Source organism: Dokdonia pacifica, from assembly GCF_900188275.1.
Taxonomy (GTDB): domain Bacteria; phylum Bacteroidota; class Bacteroidia; order Flavobacteriales; family Flavobacteriaceae; genus Dokdonia; species Dokdonia pacifica.
Genome location: NZ_FZNY01000009.1, coordinates 53,710 through 70,663 on the forward strand (window position 1 = coordinate 53,710; position 16,954 = coordinate 70,663).

General features: G+C 35.2%; 16 protein-coding genes. 7 read left to right on the forward strand and 9 right to left on the reverse strand.

Translation table 11 applies throughout. The annotated features are described in order from the left end of the window. Positions 1-56 precede the first annotated feature (56 nt). The 4 genes from CHB80_RS21290 (at position 57) to CHB80_RS21305 (ending at position 4,221) form a co-directional block, all read left to right on the forward strand. Positions 57-1,487, forward strand: coding sequence for an amidohydrolase (locus CHB80_RS21290; RefSeq protein WP_089373543.1), 1,431 nt, complete (start codon positions 57-59; stop codon positions 1,485-1,487). Positions 1,488-1,521: 34 nt separating this feature from the next. After that, entirely contained in the window at positions 1,522-3,246 is a 1,725-nt protein-coding gene (locus CHB80_RS21295) for an FG-GAP-like repeat-containing protein (RefSeq protein ID WP_089373544.1), read from the forward strand. Positions 3,247-3,321: 75 nt separating this feature from the next. After that, on the forward strand, positions 3,322-3,714 hold the full coding sequence (locus tag CHB80_RS21300) for a VOC family protein (protein ID WP_179218234.1): 393 nt from the start codon (positions 3,322-3,324) through the stop codon (positions 3,712-3,714). Between the two features lie 6 nt (positions 3,715-3,720). Then, positions 3,721-4,221 (forward strand): hypothetical protein, encoded by a 501-nt coding sequence (locus CHB80_RS21305; protein ID WP_089373546.1) that lies wholly within the window; start codon positions 3,721-3,723, stop codon positions 4,219-4,221. A 5-nt stretch (positions 4,222-4,226) separates the two neighbouring features. On the opposite strand, the gene CHB80_RS21310 is transcribed toward CHB80_RS21305, so the two are convergent. From CHB80_RS21310 to CHB80_RS21320, 3 genes are all read right to left on the reverse strand, one after another. After that, the gene (locus CHB80_RS21310; protein WP_089373547.1) at positions 4,227-4,607 is read right to left on the reverse strand and encodes a hypothetical protein; all 381 of its coding nucleotides are present in this window, start codon (positions 4,605-4,607) and stop codon (positions 4,227-4,229) included. 81 nt (positions 4,608-4,688) lie between these two features. Further along, entirely contained in the window at positions 4,689-6,440 is a 1,752-nt protein-coding gene (locus CHB80_RS21315) for an FG-GAP-like repeat-containing protein (RefSeq protein WP_089373548.1), read from the reverse strand. Positions 6,441-6,537: 97 nt separating this feature from the next. Beyond that, complete coding sequence (locus CHB80_RS21320; RefSeq protein ID WP_089373549.1) at positions 6,538-8,175, reverse strand: ABC-F family ATP-binding cassette domain-containing protein; 1,638 nt, start codon at positions 8,173-8,175, stop codon at positions 6,538-6,540. A gap of 245 nt (positions 8,176-8,420) precedes the next feature. On the opposite strand from CHB80_RS21320, the gene CHB80_RS21325 reads away from it, so the two are divergent. Then, positions 8,421-8,975, forward strand: a complete 555-nt coding sequence (locus CHB80_RS21325) for a hypothetical protein (RefSeq protein WP_089373550.1) — start codon at positions 8,421-8,423, stop codon at positions 8,973-8,975. Positions 8,976-9,030: 55 nt separating this feature from the next. On the opposite strand, the gene CHB80_RS21330 is transcribed toward CHB80_RS21325, so the two are convergent. The 3 genes from CHB80_RS21330 to zwf form a co-directional block, all read right to left on the reverse strand. After that, complete coding sequence (locus CHB80_RS21330) at positions 9,031-9,531, reverse strand: endonuclease V (protein WP_089373551.1); 501 nt, start codon at positions 9,529-9,531, stop codon at positions 9,031-9,033. A gap of 155 nt (positions 9,532-9,686) precedes the next feature. Then, on the reverse strand, positions 9,687-10,397 hold the full coding sequence (gene pgl, locus CHB80_RS21335; RefSeq protein ID WP_089373552.1) for a 6-phosphogluconolactonase: 711 nt from the start codon (positions 10,395-10,397) through the stop codon (positions 9,687-9,689). A gap of 92 nt (positions 10,398-10,489) precedes the next feature. Then, the gene (gene zwf / locus CHB80_RS21340) at positions 10,490-12,004 is read right to left on the reverse strand and encodes a glucose-6-phosphate dehydrogenase (protein ID WP_089373553.1); all 1,515 of its coding nucleotides are present in this window, start codon (positions 12,002-12,004) and stop codon (positions 10,490-10,492) included. 151 nt (positions 12,005-12,155) lie between these two features. Between zwf and gndA the strand changes: the two genes are divergently transcribed. Beyond that, positions 12,156-13,565 (forward strand): NADP-dependent phosphogluconate dehydrogenase, encoded by a 1,410-nt coding sequence (gndA, locus tag CHB80_RS21345; protein ID WP_089373554.1) that lies wholly within the window; start codon positions 12,156-12,158, stop codon positions 13,563-13,565. 113 nt (positions 13,566-13,678) lie between these two features. On the opposite strand, the gene CHB80_RS21350 is transcribed toward gndA, so the two are convergent. The 3 genes from CHB80_RS21350 to CHB80_RS21360 all read right to left on the reverse strand — a co-directional run bounded on the left by CHB80_RS21350 (position 13,679) and on the right by CHB80_RS21360 (position 16,424). Next, positions 13,679-14,335: a hypothetical protein gene (locus CHB80_RS21350; protein WP_179218235.1), complete on the reverse strand. Its 657-nt coding sequence runs from the start codon at positions 14,333-14,335 to the stop codon at positions 13,679-13,681. A 108-nt stretch (positions 14,336-14,443) separates the two neighbouring features. Continuing rightward, entirely contained in the window at positions 14,444-15,757 is a 1,314-nt protein-coding gene (gene murA, locus CHB80_RS21355; protein ID WP_089373555.1) for a UDP-N-acetylglucosamine 1-carboxyvinyltransferase, read from the reverse strand. 25 nt (positions 15,758-15,782) lie between these two features. Continuing rightward, positions 15,783-16,424 carry a DUF4290 domain-containing protein gene (locus CHB80_RS21360; RefSeq protein ID WP_089373556.1) on the reverse strand — a complete coding sequence of 214 codons (642 nt, stop codon included), beginning with the start codon at positions 16,422-16,424 and terminating at the stop codon, positions 15,783-15,785. Between the two features lie 98 nt (positions 16,425-16,522). On the opposite strand from CHB80_RS21360, the gene CHB80_RS21365 reads away from it, so the two are divergent. Further along, positions 16,523-16,783, forward strand: coding sequence for a hypothetical protein (locus tag CHB80_RS21365; RefSeq protein WP_143337209.1), 261 nt, complete (start codon positions 16,523-16,525; stop codon positions 16,781-16,783). Positions 16,784-16,954 lie beyond the last annotated feature (171 nt).

A 16,954-nucleotide genomic window follows, 5' to 3' on the forward strand; every position in this document is an offset into this window, starting at 1 on the left:
ACCAATTACTCCTAGCTTTTCCTTATCTTAGAAGCCACCATTAACTCAAGCTTCTTATGAAACACTTTTACCTCGCTATGTGTGCGCTCCTCATTTCTTTTGGAGTCTCTGCACAGAAACTATCAAAAAACAAAAAAGCCATCATTGCTTCTGTTGAAAAACACCAACAAGCACTTATTGAAATCTCTGATAATATCTGGGCACTTGCCGAGACAGCTTTTGAAGAAACACAGTCTAGCAAAATCCTAGCAGATTATGCTGAGAAACAAGGATTCAAAGTAGAAAGAGGTGTCGCAGGAATGCCTACTGCTTTTGTAGCTACCTATGGTTCTGGAAGCCCTGTAATAAGTGTTTTAGGAGAATTTGATGCCTTACCTGGAATCTCGCAAAAAGCAAAACCAACCAAAGAAGCATTAAATGAAGGTGCTGCAGGACATGGCTGTGGACATAATTTATTTGGTGCGGGAAGTCTTGGTGCTGCTATTGCCATTAAAGAGCTTATTGAAGCTGGGAAAATAAAAGGAACCGTTAAATTTATGGGAACCCCATCTGAAGAAAAATTCTTCGGAAAAATATGGATGGTTCGCGAAGGGGTTTGGGACGGTGTAGATGCTAATGTTTCTTGGCACCCTTCTGCTGCTACCAAAGCCGATGTACAAAGTTCGCTAGCACTTGTTGATTTTAAAATTGAATTTTATGGGCAAGCAGCACACGCCAGCGCCGATCCTTGGAATGGTCGCAGTGCTTCTGATGCTCTAGAAATTTATACAACAGGAATTAATTACTACAGGGAGCATGTAAAACCAACCGTACGTATGCATTATCATATCCAAGATGGTGGTCAGGTTGTAAACGTAGTTCCTGATTACGCTAGATTATGGATGCGTGTACGCGATACCAAGAGAGAAGGAATGATGCCTGTATATGAACGTGTTCAAAAAATGGCTGAAGGAGCTGCAATTATGGCAAATGTAGATTATAAAGTTTCGCTCATTTCTGGAATTTATGAAGTGCTTGTCAATAGAACTGGTGGTGAGGCTATGCAGAGAAACCTAGAATTACTAGGCCCTATTACATATACTCCAGAAGAAGAAGCTTTTGGAAAAAAGATACAGGAAGTCACTGGAAAACCGCAAGTTGGTATGGATAGTAATATCAATCCTCTTGAAGCTACAAAAGAACATCCAGGCGGCGGAAGTACAGATGTAGGAGATGTAAGCTGGAATGTACCTAATATCAATTTAGGAGTTACTACAGCCCCTAAAGATACCCCTTGGCACTCATGGGCCGTGGTAGCCTGTGGCGGAATGTCTATAGGTCATAAAGGAATGGTATACGCAAGTAAAGCTATGGGAATGACCATGCTGGATCTTTTTGAAAACCCTGAACTTTTACAAAACGTAAAAGACGAATATAAAGAGCGCAAAGGCGATGCTGTTTATGAAGCTATTGTACCTCCAGGACCTCCACCAATCAACGGAAACTAAAAATTAAATAAACTATACTTAAATCCTATACGCAATGAAAAGAAAATTATATTCTCTGGCGGCAATTATTTTGGTGTCCGCTTTCGCGAAAGCGCAAGTAACCTTTACGGATGCTACCAATCTTCTTGAAAACCAAACGCTTTCTAGTGGCGTTGCCATGGCTGTGGTTGATATGAATAATGATAGACTTGATGATATTATTAGATTAGACAACGGTATCAATCTTCAAATAGAATACCAACAACCTGATGGAAGTTTTAATCGATTACAGATTGGAAATGTGGCAAGTCCATGGGGAATCTCTATTGCCGATGTAGACGAAAATGGTTTTAATGATATTATTGTTGGTGGCTCCTATGATGGATTACGTCTTCTTACCGCAAATGATGATGGTACAGACTTCTCATTAACTACGCTTGGAGGTCCAGCTATTTTTGTGCAAAACACCAATTTTGCAGATATTAATAACGATGGGGCTATTGATTATTTTGCATGTCATGATGATGGTATTTCTTCTCCCTATGAAAATGATGGAAGTGGCGATTTTACCTATAATCTTGATTTGATTAATGCAGTAACCGCAGGTGATTCTGACAATTCAGGAAATTATGGTTCTATATGGACAGATTATGATAATGATGGCGATTTAGATGTATTTATTTCTAAATGTAGATTACAAGCAGCAGGAAATCCTGATGACCCACGTCGTTTAAATTTATTATATCAAAATGATGGATCAAACAACTTTACAGAAGTTGCTGAAGAAGCTGGTTTACGTCCTAGAAGACAAACGTGGTCTACAAATTTTGAAGATATTGATAATGATGGTGATCTTGATGCAGTGATGGTTAATCATGGTCTGAGTAGTCAGATTTATGAAAATAATGGAGATGGTACCTTTACAGATATTACAGCAAGTTCTGGTGTATCTGCTCAGCTTAGCGCATTAGGACTTGGTATTCAAGTGATGATGGAAGACTTTAACAATGATACATTTATTGATATATTCTTAACCTCTACAGATCAAAATCATCTCCTACTATTAAATGACGGAGACAAAACCTTTACGTCAGTTTCTAATGCATTTTCAGACAGTAATGACGAGATTCAAAGTGCCGCTGTGGGTGATCTTAATAACGATGGATTTATAGATGTAGTTACTGGGTATGCTAGTGGTTTCAATAACCCATCTAATACGGATGATCAACTCTTTCTAAACGACGGAAATGATAATAACTGGATTAAAATAGCATTACAAGGTGATGAAAGTAATAGTAACGGAATTGGAGCCCGTATAGAAATAGAAGGAAGTTGGGGATCACAAATACGTGAAGTACGTGCTGGTGAAAGCTACGGAACTCAAAACTCATTGATTACACACTTTGGATTGGGTGCTGCTACAGATATTGAAACAATTACGATAACATGGCCATCTGGAATAGAAGATATTATTGAAGATATAGATAGCAATATCACGATTACTATTGCAGAAGGAGAAGGTCTATTAGGACTTGAAGATGTTGTGAATACTTCAGGTGTTTCCAGTATCTTCCCAAATCCAGCTACAACACAAATTAACTTTACAACCACTTCTGAGATACAAGAAAATACAATTTATGTATATGACTTATTAGGAAGACAAGTGATTGCACAATCCATGCAAACCGTAGGTACACAAACAATAAATGTATCTAGTCTAAATTCAGGTGTATACTTTGTTTCTATTGGGAATTCGGTTCAAAAATTTATTAAAAAATAAATGAATAAAATATATCTTTTCATCTTGCTCATAAGCTGTACAGTTACAACTTATGGGCAAGAAAAAAATAGTGCTATGAAATTTTCTATTGATCACTATGCCATTAACGTTACTGATTTACAACGCAGTGTAGATTATTACCAATCTGTATTTGGAATTAAAGAGATTTATAACGGTACACAACTAGACCATATCAAATGGTTTCGATTAGGAGATCAACAAGAACTTCATATTATAAGTGTAGAAGAGCTTAACTTACAAATCCCTAAAGGTGTACATCTAGCATTAACCACAGCTAACTTATCTATTTTTATTAATCATTTAAATGCCTTAGATATTCCATACTATGATTGGCCAGGTAAAAAAGGAGCTGTCTCTATTCGACCGGATACTATAGAGCAAATATATATTCAGGATCCAGATGGGTATTGGATTGAGATTAATGATGGGGAAAAACGTTTTAAATAATATTTTATGTCACAACAACAAGCTGGAGCCAATTATAATGCTTTTATAAAAACAATTACTATTATCCATATAGCCTTGATGGCTGGTCTTGCCATGACTACTATTATAATAAGCGGTATAGGTACTGAAGAGTTAGGAACATTCTCATTTACACAACAACCTAAAGAACTCCTTATCCCAGTAGGATTTATAGCAGCTATTATTTTAGGTCAATTCTTAAGTAAATCAATGCTCAACAAACTAGACAGTAAAGATACACTACAAAAAAAACTTGGCGTAAATCAAACGAGTCATCTCATAAAAGTAGCTCCTCTTGAAGCGATTGGTTTTTTATGTGTATTTACATATTCCGAGACTAACAATAGCTTCTTTTTAGCAATTTTAGCATTAGTATTTTTACTATTTATTTCTCTATTCCCTACCAAAGGAAAGATTGAGAATGCCATTCCTACAAGCACTGAGGATCAACCGTATTTACGTAATCCTGAAAAGCCATTTAACTCTTAAAACTGTTAAGGGTTTTCTATTTTTAAACGTATTTTTTTAAGATAAGTTAGATAGAATAGTAGCTGTAATATGAGGTTGGGTATAATAATTAACGCTCCCATTTTAGCATCTAACTCTGGAAAATAGAGATTGAAAAAAAGATATATACTTGTAGCTATACCTGTAGGCAAGAAAAATAAAACACGCTCTGTCTGAATACTAAAATTCCATCTTTTTATGGCTACAAATAAAAATGGAATATAAGAAAGGATCCAGAACATCATATAGAAGATACCTATCACATTGATAAGACATCCGTCGCCAGAACATTTCTTTGATGCAATAATAAAAGGAATTGCATTTAATACAAGTACTAACGTATATATTTTGACATTATAGAATTTCAAACGACAACTAGTTTGACTCAAGATACGATGAACTCTTCATTAAATTAATTTACTTAGTACATTCAACAGATAACAACTAGTTTATTTAATAATTACTTTTAAAGATTCAATGCTATTTTGAGTTTCAACTTTAAGGATATAGAATCCTGAAGATACATCGTGCACTTGAAGTTGTCCCGTATCTCCGTGTATTGAAGAGCTTACTACCTCTTTCCCTGTGGTATCGTATAAAGTAAGATCTCCTTCTATTGGATTTTTACTTTTAAAGAATAAAATACCATTAGCATCTACTGGATTAGGAAATACATTAAAATCATTAGTAATGGTAGTTTCTGCTACACTTAATAGTTCTTCACCTTCTATGATTGTCAAAGAAGCATTAGCCTCTATATTTTCATAATAATCTACTTGTCCACTTAACCAAGTAACTTCTATAAAATCTATAGTCGTTGCGTCACCAAGTCCAAAAAACTCATACGCGCTATTCTGTCCTAAATACCCTTCCCCACAAAGTGTGTAATGATATTGTTCTTCTCCATTTACGCCTATTCGAATCCAAGAACCTATTCCCATACGATTGCTCTCTGTTCCTTCCAATTTAACTTTTATCCAGTTATTATCTTGAGGAGTTTCATTTTTCCATAGATAAATTTCTTCAAAACCATTATTCATAACAATAATTTCTGGATATCCATCATTATCTACATCTCCCAATGCGTTTGAATAACTACTTCCATCATCTCCTACAAATCCAGCCGTATCTGGGATTAAGAATGTATCATCTCCTTGATTTTCATAAAAGGCAGCTTCTAGAAATTCACTCTGGTCACTTATATTTCCACTTACATATAAATCATGATCTGTATCATTATCTGCATCTAAAAATACAGCACCCCATCCTATACTATCAAATCGAGTCCCGTTTTCTTCGGCAACATTAGTAAAAGTACCATCGCCATTATTACGTAAAAAAGCATTTCCAACAACCCCTGTATCATCTTCAGGAGGGTAAAAATTAGTTACATAAATATCCAACCAACCATCATTATTATAATCATCTATGGTTGTAGACATAGCACCCATATAAAGATCTGCACCTGTAGCTTCTCCTACACTTTCAAAAGTACCATCGCCATTATTACGATATAATAAATTGGGAGTAAAAAATTTATCATTAGCTATATATATATCTTGATAACCATCTTTATCATAATCAAAAAAGGCACTGCAAAATGATAAGAAACCTGTAAGGTCTAACCCAGCTTCTTCAGTTACATCTGTAAAGGTACCATCACCATTATTTTTATAAAGCAAGTTATAATCTATTTGATTAGGGTCTCTTATACTTAAAAACACATCTAAGAAACTATCATTATTATAATCTCCCCAAGACGCTCCAAAAAAGTCATACACAGTTCCTGGAATACCACTTTCTTCACTTACCTCTACATATACACCATCACCATCATTACGATACAAACGGCATTTACTTTGATCACTCGCAGAGAAAAAATCTGCATCGCCATCATTATCATAATCTACCCAAATAACTTGTTTTGCTTGTTCTCCACTATTAGAGATTCCCAAATCATCTGCTACAAAATAACCACCTTCATTTTTTAAAAAGATATGATCGCCTCCATTTGCTGCTGCTAATGTGATATCATCTAAACCATCATCGTTATAATCATAAAAAGAAATACCTGCTCCCAGAATATATCCTTCAAATTGAATATCTGCTCCCAATGATGAGGATTGGTTTTCAAAATAAACCTGTGCGTATGAATTATAACAGCAGATTATGCCGATAAAAAAGAGTAATTGTTTCCCCATATCTCGATTTTTAGATCAGGTAATTTACTAAATTATCCTTAGATCAAGAATATGCATGCTTATAAAAACTTAGATTCAATGCTATCTAAGCAGTCTTTCAGGCCATTAGGTCAATTTGCTTAAGATTTTCTATACGATTACGTTGTAAGAAATCATCGATGGTTTCAAAGTGTTCTATCACTCGTTTTTCTTTAAACTCAAATACTTTCTTAGAAAGCCCTTGTAAGAAGTCTCGATCATGCGACACAAGAATTAAAGTACCATCAAAATTCTGTAATGCTTCTTTGAGGACATCTTTAGATTTGATATCTAAATGATTTGTAGGCTCATCCAGAATCAAAAGATTTACAGGTTCTAGTAATAATTTTACCATAGCAAGTCGTGTCTTTTCTCCTCCAGATAGGACACTTACTTTCTTATCTATATCATCACCTGCAAACATAAAACGCCCTAAAATATTTTTGATTTGCGTGCGTACATCTCCTTTTGCTACTTCATCTACAGTTTGAAAAACAGTAAGTTCTGAATCGAGCAAGGCTGCTTGATTCTGAGCAAAGTATCCTACTTTCACATTATGTCCTAGTTCGCAATGACCTTCATAATCTATTTCTCCCATAATGGCTTTTATCATGGTAGATTTTCCTTCTCCATTTCGACCGACGAAGGATACTTTTTCGCCTCGAGCGATAGACATATTAGCATCTTTAAAAACTACATGATCCTCATACATTTTTGTTAGCTCCTCAACTTTTACAGGATAATCTCCCGAACGCATTGCGGGTGGAAACCTCAATTTTAAAGAAGAAGTATCGATCTCATCAATCTCAATGATTTGTAATTTTTCTAGCATACGCTCTCTAGAGGACACTTGATTGGTTTTAGAATATGTTCCTTTAAAACGCTCTATAAATGCTCTATTATCTGCAATAAATTTTTGTTGCTCTTGATATGCTTTTATCTGATGTGCCCGACGATCTGCGCGTAATTCTAAGTAATGAGAATAATTTGCCTTGTAATCATAAATACGTCCCATCGTCACTTCTATAGTACGGTTGGTAATATTGTCTATAAATGTTTTATCATGAGAGATCACGATCACTGCTTTTGCTTTATTTAATAAGAAATCTTCCAACCAAATAACAGATTCGATATCTACGTGGTTGGTAGGCTCATCCAGCAAAATAAGATCTGGTTTTTGAAGTAAGATTTTAGCCAGTTCTATACGCATGCGCCATCCGCCACTAAACTCACTCGTAGGTCTCTTAAAATCGGTTCTCTTAAAACCTAAACCACGAAGCGCTTTTTCTACTTCCTCCTCATAATTGGTATCTTCTATCGCATAAAACTTCTCGCCAAGATCTGATACCTTGGTAATGATATCCATATACGCATCAGATTCATAATCGGTTCGGGTTTCCAGTTCTTTATTAAGACGATCCATCTCATCACGCATCTCAAAAATATGCGCAAAAGCCTTAGATGCCTCTTCCATAACGGTACAATCATCTTCTGTCAATAAATGCTGAGGCAAATAAGCAATAACAGCATCTTTGGGAGTTCGTACATTTCCACGTGTTGGTTTTTGAACCCCAGCAATAATTTTCATCATGGTAGATTTCCCTGCACCATTCTTACCCATTAAGGCAATTTTATCTTGCTCATTAATAGAAAAGGATACCTCACTAAACAAGGTATCTCCACTAAACTCTACGGCTAAATTATCTACTGCAATCATGCGCTTATTTTTAAGGGTGCAAAAATAAGTAAAAAGTGACTCTTTTCTCTTAGAGTATACTTAGAGTATAGTATTGTATTTCTTTTATAAAATAATATGATCTCAAAAATATAAATACCTAAAAATCAATGAATTCATATAGAAAAAAGGGACTTTTGCCTGTATTTTACTTCTAGAACTCAATGTAATTTTGACACATTCAATAGAATGACTATTGATAAATAACCAAAATAAATTTAATTCGTATGAAAACCATCACATTAACCATTGTATTATTTCTTTCTTTTACTCTTGTAGGGAACTCTCAAAAAAGTAATTCAAAAGCAGTCAATAAAACATTAAGTTTTATTCTTACAGATTATGCAAAACTCAACAAGGCAAAGCCACTTTCTTTAAAAGATTACCAAAGGTATTTAGCTAAAGAAAAATTAAATGCTAAAGGAATGAAAATTGAGAAAGTGGTTGCTATTAACTATCTAACCAAAAAGAATCAGAAAAACACTATCTATCTTATTAAAACAATAAAAGGAATCTCTTTTAGCGGACCTTCATGTAGCTTCAACGATGATCTATTCGGAGGAAGTTATGAAAATCAATGTGACACTTCTGGAGATGAAGGAGATTGCGAAGTAATTACAGATACCTGTAATTTAGACGGTTGCACAGTATACTGTGTTGTATCAAGTACTTGTGACGGAAGTAATGAGTCCTATCCAAATTGTTGCGATGGGCAAACATGTACTGACGGAGATGGCCTTATTGATGATTTGATGACCCCACTAGAAACCCTAATGGGATAATCTATAAAACTATAATTATTAATGAGAAGTATATTTATATGCTTCTCATTAGTTTTTATTCCCTTCCTAACCGATCTACTTCTTTCAATAAAGTAGGAAATCGAAACTCCCCATGCATGTCTTGGATATAAGAAACCGCTTGTTGTAATGAAATTCCTTTAGCAGTAATGTATAATGGTTTTTTACTATCTCCTCTTTGTATAGGTATTTTTAAGGTATCAATCTTTGCAAAGTTATTTTTAGCAACACCTATTACAGGAATTTTCTGATCTAAGGCATCGTATAAATAGCCTCCAAGACCTAGCGCACCTTCATCATCCAGCACTACAAATCCATCTACGACAATGATATCTATAAAGGTGAGATCAACTTGCTTTAAAAGACTTACAATGCAAGGAAGTTCTCTTTTATAAAACTCACCTGATTCATACGGTTGAATATCCGAGAGAATTTCTGAATATACTTGATGCGGCACTTCATCTGTCCAATTTTCAAACTGTACAGCGACTGTTTTTGCTTTGTCATCAAAATAATGGGTATCAAAAGCAAGGATCATGAGATTGTATTCTTTTATAATTATTTAAAAAAAGAAGATACTTTTATACGCTTTATCGCTTCGCTCTCCCTCTGGTCGTGAATCTCGCAAGCTCGATTTCGCGAAAGCGTACGTATATATAAAACTATTTTTTCACCGATGAAACGAATAGCATACTACTCCACTCCTGCTGCCGCACTTGCATCTAAAAACCAATGTAAATCTTTAGATGTAGGAGCTACAAGACTTGCGGGGTATTGTAAATAACTGTCTTCATGATTAAAGATTGTTTTTACTTTTTCTTTCTTAGAATCTCCAGTCACAAGGAAAGCAACCGTTTTTGCATTATTGATAATGGCACCCGTAATACTAACGCGTTTCTGTCCAGAATCTGGATGTGTCGCTACTTCACACCAATGAGTAGCATTCCATAATTCAATCTCATGGGGAAATATAGATGCCGTATGACCATCATCTCCCATTCCCAGTATGATGAGATCAAATTGAGGCACTCCATTCTCTATTGCCAATTGAGTTTCTAGTACGTTACTATAGCGTTCTGCCTCTTCTTTGGGAGCATTTTCACCTTTAATTCTATGTATATTTTCTAAGGGTATATTGATCTTAGACAAGAGGTGATCTACCGTCATTTTATAATTACTATCTCCATCTGTAGGAGGCACACAGCGCTCATCTCCCCAATAGAAATGAAACTTTGACCAATCTAAATCTTGATATTTTTCTGCTAATTCATCAAAAACAATTTTTGGTGTACTTCCTCCAGAAAGTGCAATGGTGATCGTATCTTTTGTCTTAGAGAGATCTATTAGAAATGTTATAAAATTTTCTGCGACACCTTTTTTTGTGTCTGATGTATGTAAATTCATCACTATATGTAATTAGGTGGTATGCTTTTGTATTTTGGTTTTACTCAGTATCAACTTCTACGTCGCATTGTTCCTAGAAAGCGTATCATATCTTAACAATCTATAACACAATATCCAGGATCATCTGCTAGGTTTCGTCCAGGATTTCTCCATTCATGTGTACCTTCTATCAGTTCATTTGCGTGTTCTGGCCCCCACACCCCTGCAGAATAACCATATACCTTTGCCTTTGGACTTTTCCAATAATTAAGAATAGGATCTGTAAAACGCCAAGCTGCTTCTACTTCATCAGCTCGTGCATACAACGTAGCATCTCCTTGCATTGCATCTAGCAACAAACGCTCATAGGCTTCCATGATATGTGAATCTCCTAAACCAGAATAGTAAAAATCTAGATTACCACGTTCTACTTTGAAGCCTTGTCCTGGTACTTTCACACCAAACTTTAATAAAATACCTTCGTCTGGCTGTATTCTTATAATAAGTTTATTATCCTTATTTATGTTAGAATTTTTAAAAATCTGATGGTGTGGTGATTTAAAATGTATGACAACTTCTGTCACCTTTGTAGGCATGCGTTTTGCTGTTCTCACATAAAAAGGGACATCTGCCCAACGCCAGTTGTCTACAAAAAACTTTACAGCTGCATAGGTCTCTGTAATACTATCTGGATCTACATCTTCCTCTTCTCTATACCCATTTACACGCTCACCATCAATCATAGAGCTCAAATATTGTCCTCGTATCGTATCTCTCTCCAAGACTTCTGGATCTGTCATCATCCGTAGCGATTTTAGTGCTTTTAGCTTCTCATTACGAATCTCTTCTGGATCTGCACTTAAAGGGGGTTCCATAACAATTAACGCTACCAATTGTAATAAATGACTTTGAAACATATCGCGTAAGGCTCCACTCTTGTCATAATAACCTCCACGAGACTCTACGCCACCACTCTCTGCATTTGTAATTTCTATATGATCTATATAATCACGATTCCATAGCGGTTCAAAAACGCTATTTGCAAATCGTGTGACTAATATATTCTGAACTGTTTCTTTCCCTAAGTAATGATCTATTCTGTAAATCTGAGATTCTTTGAAATACCTATGCAAACCTTCATTAAGAGCTTTGGCAGTATCTAGACTATATCCAAAAGGTTTTTCTACAATTAATCGTTTCCATCCCAAACGTTCATCATTAAGTCCTTCTGCTGTGAGGTTTTTTGCTATTGCTTCAAAAAGACTAGGCGGTGTAGATAGATAAAAAATAAAATTGTTATTACACTGATATACGGTATTGAGGTTTTGTATGCGTTCATTAAGTTCTCTATAACTTACGTCATATTTTTTATGCAAATCTTCATAAAACAATTTTTCTGAAAACGCTTCAATAAATGCTTCACTATCGTCTAGATATTTACTTTCTAATGCTACGCGATTTCTAAACTGCTCATCTGTCATAAAACTACGAGCAACCCCTAGTACCACAAAATGCTCTGGTAAGTGGTCATCTTTATATAATTTATAGAGAGCAGGAACAAGTTTACGAGCAGTAAGGTCGCCGGACGCGCCAAAAATGACTAATAATTGGTTTTCAGTTTTTGGCATAAGGAGTAATTTTCATTTGTCGCAAAAATAGAAAATTATATACTGCTTCTTCATATACTTCCTTGTAATCTATCAAAAAAAACAGATTATTTCTGTTACTTTTGTCACACATATAGGTGGAAACAATAGGCCCCTTATAATGTATTATTTTATGGAGAATGTATATGATTTTGGCCTCGTAGGCTTAGGCGTGATGGGACGCAACTTTATTTTAAATGTAGCAGATAATGGTTTTACTGCAATGGGTAATGACCTGGATACAGAAAAGGTGAAAGCACTCATAGATGAAGGCGGCGATACAGATCGAGTAAATGCGGTTGTAGCTGTTTCCGCTTTCGCGAAAGCGTTATCATCACCACGCAAAATTATGCTACTTGTTCCTGCTGGAAAAGTTGTAGACATCGTCATAGACTCGCTTTTACCACACCTAGACAAAGGAGACATTATCATAGATGGTGGGAACTCTTTTTTTACCGACACCGACCGAAGAGAGGCATACCTTGCTGAAAAAGGTATCCATTTTTTTGGAGCAGGAGTATCAGGCGGAGCAAAAGGAGCGCGCAAAGGACCAAGCATCATGCCTGGAGGATCTAAAGCGGGATATGCTGCTGTACAACCAATTTTTGAAGCTGTATCTGCTAAATATAATGGAGAGCCTTGCGTAGCTTATTTAGGACCAAAATCTGCTGGAAACTATGTAAAAATGGTGCATAATGGTATTGAATATGGTTTGATGCAACTCACTTCTGAGATGTATGATATTCTAAAAAAAGCAGGCAAGTTTTCTAATGAAGAACTTCATACGACATTTAAAACATGGAATGATGGGCGTTTGCAATCTTTCCTAGTTGAGATTACTTCTAAAATAGTCGCTAGAAAAGACACGCTTACAGAGGGTGATCTTATAGATCAAATACTAGATAAAGCAAAACAAAAAGGTACTGGAAAGTGGACTTCTCAAAACGCCATGGATCTTGGGATCCCTGTTCCTTCTATAGATATTGCGGTGAGTATGCGAGAAATCTCTGCGCTTAAAGAAGAGCGTATTCAAGCAGATCATGTATATGACCGACCAGAAGTTGCTACGATTGCAAAAGACAAACTGAGTACACTTACGGAAGAAGCTTTATACTTCTCATTTATTGTAACCTATGCACAAGGTTTACATCAATTATCTGATGCTTCTAAAGAATATGGATATGGTCTTAATATTGCTGAAATTGCAAAAATATGGCGTGCAGGATGTATTATAAGAGCGAGATTACTGGCAGATATAACGGAGGCTTTCCAAGAAAATCCAAGTTTAACTAATTTACTGTTATCTCCTTCTTTTATTGAAAAAATAAAAGGAACGGTAGCTTCGGCGAGAGCGCTTGTTGCTTTTGGTGCTACAAATGGCATCCCTTTACCTGGATTATCTAACTCCCTTACGTATTTTGATGCATATACCTCATCTAGACTTCCTCTTAATTTGATACAAGGACAACGCGACTTCTTTGGATCACATACCTATGAGCGACTAGATCGTGAGGGTATTTTTCATACAGAATGGGAGGAGTAACTTAATAACGTGAACTCGATGTATATTTAGATGTTCATTACTTTAATTTTCTAGTTGATTTTTTAGACGTAGTTAGAAATAAGTAATTACTCGTAGTCATTATTATGTATTTGTTATTTATTCCCCGTCATTAACTTAGCAATTTCATTTGCATTCTTAATTTCCAATTCTTTTAAAATTTCACTTATTCGGTTTTCGAATTTGATTTGGTTATTCCGACATAATTTGATTTCTGAAAGAAGCTCTTGTTCTGAAAACTTATATTTTTCTGATATACCATTAAAATCTTCCAAATTGTAATCTGTGTAATCCGATATTGCAATATAATTATCAATTCTTTTGTAGAAAATCCAAGGATGTCCAATCCATAACTGAGTCCATTTATTCAATTGAGCATTTCCAACTTCTTCCCAATTTCGAATATCAGATATATCTCCACAGCAAGTTGGTTCAAGTATAATTTTATCATTTTCTAGTATTACAATACCGCCAATTATTTGGCTAACACCTTCTTGAATATTAGATAAATCGACATCTTTAAGTTCTTTTTTAAGAATAGTTTTTAATTCAGATTCTCCAATTTTATTTATGTCGACTAAATACGATCCAAGTTCAATCGGTTGTAAGTTTTGTAAGTGACTATCAGAAATACATTTATACCAGAAATCACTCCAGTCCTTTGGGTTTTCAACTTTCGAAACAGTAGGTGATTCATACTCATTTTTCGCATAATCCAAAGGTTCAATTTCGATTGTATTCAATAATTTCATTGTATTTCAAGAATTTATTTTAATGACATACAACTTATAAATAAAAAAGCACAACATAAAGATATGTGTGCTTTTGAAAAGATTATTTTGCTTTCGCGAAAGCGTATATTATGCTGTTCTGATGATTTTTGCACCAATCGCACGAAGGCGCTCATCTATATTTTCATAGCCACGGTCTATCTGCTCGATATTGTGAATCACAGACGTTCCTTTGGCGCTCAATGCCGCAATTAGTAATGAAATACCTGCACGTATATCTGGAGATACCATCGTTGTAGCTTTTAACATCGATTTAAAGTCATGTCCGATAATGGTAGCACGATGCGGATCACAAAGAATAATTTTTGCGCCCATATCTATCAGCTTATCGGTAAAGAATAGACGACTTTCAAACATCTTTTGATGCACCATCACCTCTCCTTTTGCTTGTGTTGCTACGACAAGAACGATACTCAATAAATCTGGTGTAAATCCAGGCCAAGGAGCATCTGCAATGGTCATAAAAGAACCATCTATATAACTTTCTATTTGGTAACCATCGGTATGTGCAGGAATATAAATATCATCCTCTCTACGCTCTACGGTAATTCCCAATTTTCTAAACGTGTTTGGGATAATTCCTAAATCGTCCCAGCTTACATTCTTAATGGTAATTTCACTACGAGTCATCGCAGCCAAACCAATCCAAGAACCGATCTCAATCATGTCGGGTAAGACACGATGCTCACATCCTCCTAGTGACTCAACACCTTCTATATGAAGCATATTTGATCCTACACCCGTAATCTTTGCTCCCATGCTATTTAGCATTTTACAAAGTTGTTGTAAGTAAGGCTCACAAGCTGCATTGTAAATGGTCGTTTTCCCTTTAGCAAGCACAGCCGCCATGACAATATTTGCCGTTCCTGTAACCGATGCTTCATCCAAAAGCATATACGTACCAGTAAGGCCATTAGGTGCTTCTACACCATAAAAACGTTCTTCTTTATTATACCTAAAATCGGCTCCTAATTTGATAAACCCTTCAAAATGGGTATCTAATCTACGACGCCCTATCTTATCACCACCTGGACGCGGAATATATCCTTTTCCAAAGCGAGCTAATAAGGGTCCCACAATCATAATAGAACCACGTAAACCACTTCCCTCTTCTTTAAAAAGCTCGCTTTCTAAATAATCCAATTGAAGTGCATCACTTTTAAAGGTATACGACCCTTTTCCTAGCTTTTGAATTTTTACACCTAAATTTCCTAGAATATGAATCAGTTTATTAACATCTCTAATATCTGGAATATTGGTAATAGTTACTTTCTCAGGAGTTAATAATACCGCACATAAAATTTGTAATGCCTCGTTTTTTGCTCCTTGTGGTTGGATTTCACCTTTAAGTTGATGTCCTCCTTCTATTTGAAATGTACCCATGTAATGTTGTAAAGAAAGGTGTTAGTTAGTATCGTTTTTTACGTCCGTAATTTTTAGATTTTTTAACCGGATGATCTGCCGCTTTTGCTTTTTTAGTCGCTCTGATTAGTTTTTCAGACTCACGTAATGTTTCATCCTTTTCGCGTAAGTTAATATCGCCTTTGCTCAACTCAAAAAGATGATCAAAAATAACATCATCCTCTACCGTGTCTTTATTCCAATTAAGGAAACACTTTTTCATATGATTGGCAATGGTATATTCTAAAGCATCACGCATTTCTCCTTTTTCCCATCCTACGGCAACATCAATCATACGTTTGATATTATTTCCATAAAATCGATACTTAGGAAAGTTTTGAGGATACCCTAAAGGTTCTGGACGTTCTGCCAATTCTTCTTTAGAAGGCTTCCCAAAAGGGGATTCTACATCCAATTTGAAATCAGACATGATAAATAACTGATCCCATAATTTATGTTGAAAATCTGGCACATCTCTTAAATGCGGCTGTAAATTACCCATTACAGATATAATAGCCTTTGCCATATTATTGCGCTCTTCTCTGTCTTCTATCTCTGTCACTTGATCTACCATCTTTTGGATATGACGTCCATATTCCGGAATGATCAGGTGATCTCTCTCTGTGTTATATTCTAATTGATCTATCAACTGTAAAAAATTAAGTGAAGTTTGTCTACCTATGTAAACTGATGCAAAATACTAAAAATTGTGTAAACTACTATTTTAATAGTTTTATTTTTACCCATATGAAAATTAAAAACAAATCTTTAGCGATCATTTTTATACTTGCCATCGTATTAGTCGCAATCAATGTACATTTTGATTTTATTGATAAAACAGAATTAGTAAACCAACTACTTGCAGGAGTGGTATTTTCATTACTGATCTCCTATGCATTCATTTCTAAGGAAGCGAGTTATTTGAAAAACTTTATATTTTTTATTTCTACAGGCATGTTAGTCTCAAGCCTAGAGCCTATTATTCATTTATTGATTGAATCATTATAAAGTATATCTATAATGAGTGTTTCTTTTTTATACGCTTTCGCGAAAGCGTAAATAACTACAAACAAACACTTTAACACCCATTTTACTTAAGGTCACAATTTATTTTTAAACAAAATATGTAACATTTTTTGAAAATGACGTCTATTAATTAGATATTTGTCTAAATACTTA